Here is a 3,332-nt window from a genome sequence, read left to right as displayed (position 1 = left end):
CAAATGCCCCGCCGACACCTTCGCCGTCACCGAAGCCACCCTCACCCTGGCCACCATCGCTGCCCGCTGGCACCCCCACCCCCTCCCCAGCATCACGACCACCCCCACCCCCCGCGCCACCCTGACCCCACACCCACTACGCCTACGCCTGACCACCCGCCACTGATCAGCGGCCCGATCCGTTCGAACGGAGCATCGGGAGCCGCCCGGGGCACCTTGCCCATGTCAGCGCGGAGCCGATGGTCGCACGTGCCGAAGCGGCCGCCAAGGCTGCCGACGACTACGCCCGGCTCACCCCACGCCAGCGCTCAGCACGCCGGGTGGCACGCATGCTGCTGGCCGCACAACCGGACATGCCATCCGACAAGATCGATCACGAGGCCGTACCACTGACCGCGGTGATGGAGCGGCTCGATGTCTCCCAGACCACTGCCGGCGACATCCGCCAGGACGCAATGGCGCTGCTGCTGTCCGGCTACGGCCGCCAGGACGCCGCCGCCGATGCAGCCTACGAGCCCGCAGGCGAGGGGTAACCAGCCACAGCCGGTGAGCCGCCACGTCCGCAGTCACCCAGAACAGGTCTGTGGTCTGGAGGCGCCCCCAGCCCGCAGGCCACCGAGCGCACCTGACGTCCTGGCCGGGTATTCCCCGAGGCTGCTATATCAAGTCAAGCTGCTTGAGGGAGATCTTCAGCGGTGATCCGCTGTGCGGGCTGATCTCCTCGTTCAAGGAGCTTGAAGAGCTGCCGGCAGATTGCACGTTTGAGGCAGCGTTGTGCGTCTCTCGCGGTCTTTCCTTCGCTGATTCGGCGGGCGACGTAGGCGCGGGTGGTCGGGTCGAGGCGGATACGGATCAGAGTGATCGTGTGGAGTGCCCGGTTGAGCTGCCGGTCTCCGCCGCGGTTGATCCTGTGGCGGTTGGTCAACCCTGAGGCGGGGATCGGAGCGACACCCGCGAACGCCGCCTCGGACCGGAAGCGGCCGGTGTGTGACCAACTGATCAGGATCTGGGCAGCGCTGATCGGTCCGACGCCCTGCAACGCCAGCAGCTCGGGGGCGATCGTTCGTACGATCGCGAGAAGCTCCGCTTCGAGTCCGCCGGAGTGCAAGGCGGACGCGGTCGCGCTGTACGAGTCGCGGCCCGGGGCGACGATCAAGCAGATCGCCGCCGACTTGGGGGTGAACCCGGAAACGCTGCGCAACTGGATCCGGGACGCGGGTGCCAGTCGTCCGCGCGGGCCGTCGGGCGGCGGAGCCGCCGGCGGTTCCGGTGGCGCCGTCGGCGGTTCCGGTGGCGCCGTCGGCTCTGGAGGCCGAGGTCGCCGCTTTGCGGCGGGAGAACGCCGAGCTGAAGAAGGAACGGGAGATCCTGCGCAAGGCGGCCCGCTATTTCGCCTCGGAGACGGGCTGGTGAACCGCTGCCAGTTCGTTGAGGACCACCAGCGCCGTTACGGCGTGAAGCGGTTGTGCCGCATCCTGGGCATCGCCCGCTCGAGCTTCTACCACTGGCGCCGCAGTGCACCGCTGCGGGCAGCCCGCCAGGCGGCCGACGCCCAGCTCGCCGCCCGGATACGCGTGATCCACCGGGCCTCCGACGGCACCTACGGCGTCCCCAGGATCACTGCCGAACTCCGTGAGGACGGCGAGGTGGTGAACCACAAGCGGGTCGCCCGGGTCATGCAGGCGATAGGGCTGGCCGGTCTCCGCCTGCGCAGGAAGCACCGCACCACCATCCCGGACCCCGCCGCGGCGAAGGTGCCGGACCTGATCGGCCGCAACTTCACAGCGGACGAGGTGAACCGGAAGTACGTCGGCGACATCACGTATCTGCCGCTGGCAGGCGGGACGTTCCGCTATCTCGCGACCGTGATCGATCTCTGCTCACGGCGCCTGGCCGGGTGGGCGATCGCCGACCACATGCGCGCCGACCTCGTCATCGACGCTCTGAAAGCGGCCGAGCGGACCCGCGGCAGCCTCGCCGGCGCCGTGATGCACACCGATCACGGGGCCCAGTACTGCAGCCGGGCCTTCGCCGACGCCTGCCGCCGGGCAGGCGTGACCCAGTCCATGAGCGCCATCGGCAGCTCGGCGGACAACGCCCTGGCGGAGTCGTTCAACGCGACCTGCAAACGCGAGACCCTCCAGGGCCGCAGGGCCTGGAACGACGAGCGCGAAGCCCGCCTGGACCTCTTCCGCTGGCTCCACCGCTACAACACCGTCCGACGCCACTCCCGCCTCGGACACCGCAGCCCCATCGCCTACGAACAAGCACTCCGAACAACATCAACTACGCTGGCCGAAGCCGCATAACCCGTGTTCAGGATCAAGGGGCAAGGCCCGCACCACCTGGGCATAGGTTCGGGAACTGAAGCGGCCACCGCGTGATGGGTATGACAGCCGACCGTACTCGCGTTTGACCACGCACCCCCGGGCAGGCTCCCGGTCCTCGCCGCAGCCTGATCAACTCGCAGACGACGCGCCAGGGTCATCCCGCAGCGAGCCGGGCGGTCAGCCGTGATTTCGCGATGGGCCACTCGTCTTTGAGCATCGCGTAGTAGACGTTGTCACGCCAACTGCCGTCGGGGCGGCGCATTTCGCGGCGGAAGACGCCTTCGCGGACCGCGCCCAAGCGGGCGATGGCCTCCTGCGACCGGGTGTTGCGGTGGTCGGTGCGCCAGGACACGCGATTAATGCCCAGGTCCTCGAAGGCGTGCGTGAGCAGAAGCAGCTTGGACTCAGTATTGACCGCAGTGCGCCAGGCGGCTCGGGCGTACCAGGTCCAGCCGATTTCCAAGCGCTCGTCGCGGGCACTGAAAAATCCGTAAGCGGTCCAGCCGACGGCTCGTCCGGTGGCCAGTTGGATGACTGCGAAGGCGACCCGGGTACCGGTGTCACAGTCGGCGATCAGTTTGTCCAGCAGGGCGCGCATCTCCTCCTCTGTGCGCGGAGTGGGCACCGGGAGCCAGCGCCAGACCTCCTCGTCTCCTCCCCCCGCAGCGAATAGATCCGTGAGGTGGGCGGGCGTCAGTGGCTCCAACCGGACGTGACTACCCAAGAGAGTGACTGCAACAGGAGTTTTGGCGGCAGGAGAGTTCAGTGGACTCATGCCAGTGATCCTGCTTGCGGTGGAACATTCGCGACTACCGCCGAAGCCAATAAAAGATCAACTGGCCTGCTGCCGGATTCTCACAGCGAGCCCGCCGCTGCCACTACCAACGCCGAGGCCATGACCCCCACATGCGGTTGCAGTACTAGGCGTCGGCACAGGCATGGTGGACGCGTGGTCTTTCCCGGAACCGAAACGTTCCTCCGGACCCGTGTCGGTGCCTGCCC

The 3,332-nt window shown here is 68.1% G+C and carries 4 protein-coding genes and 1 pseudogene; 3 read left to right on the top strand and 2 right to left on the bottom strand.

What is annotated here, in order from left to right; translation table 11 throughout:
• Positions 1-239: 239 nt before the first annotated feature.
• A complete protein-coding gene (locus IE107_RS33890; RefSeq protein ID WP_189548186.1) occupies positions 240-533 on the top strand; it encodes a hypothetical protein in 294 nt (97 codons plus the stop codon).
• Between the two features lie 134 nt (positions 534-667).
• Here IE107_RS33890 and IE107_RS33885 read toward each other — a convergent pair whose 3' ends face one another.
• Positions 668-1,039, bottom strand: coding sequence for a transposase (locus IE107_RS33885; protein WP_373302552.1), 372 nt, complete (start codon positions 1,037-1,039; stop codon positions 668-670).
• Here IE107_RS33885 and IE107_RS36255 point away from each other — a divergent pair.
• Positions 984-1,160: pseudogene (locus IE107_RS36255) on the top strand (hypothetical protein); the annotation flags it as partial. The gene IE107_RS33885 and the pseudogene IE107_RS36255 sit on opposite strands and share 56 nt — an antisense overlap.
• Positions 1,161-2,309 (top strand): IS3 family transposase, encoded by a 1,149-nt coding sequence (locus IE107_RS33880; protein ID WP_373302553.1) that lies wholly within the window; start codon positions 1,161-1,163, stop codon positions 2,307-2,309.
• 175 nt (positions 2,310-2,484) lie between these two features.
• On the opposite strand, the gene IE107_RS33875 is transcribed toward IE107_RS33880, so the two are convergent.
• A complete protein-coding gene (locus IE107_RS33875) occupies positions 2,485-3,105 on the bottom strand; it encodes a GNAT family N-acetyltransferase (RefSeq protein ID WP_189548185.1) in 621 nt (206 codons plus the stop codon).
• Between the last annotated feature and the right edge of the window lie 227 nt (positions 3,106-3,332).

Origin of the sequence: Streptomyces gelaticus (genome assembly GCF_014649535.1) — a bacterium.
GTDB lineage: Bacteria > Actinomycetota > Actinomycetes > Streptomycetales > Streptomycetaceae > Streptomyces > Streptomyces gelaticus.
This window is presented reverse-complemented; position numbering and strand designations above follow the sequence as displayed.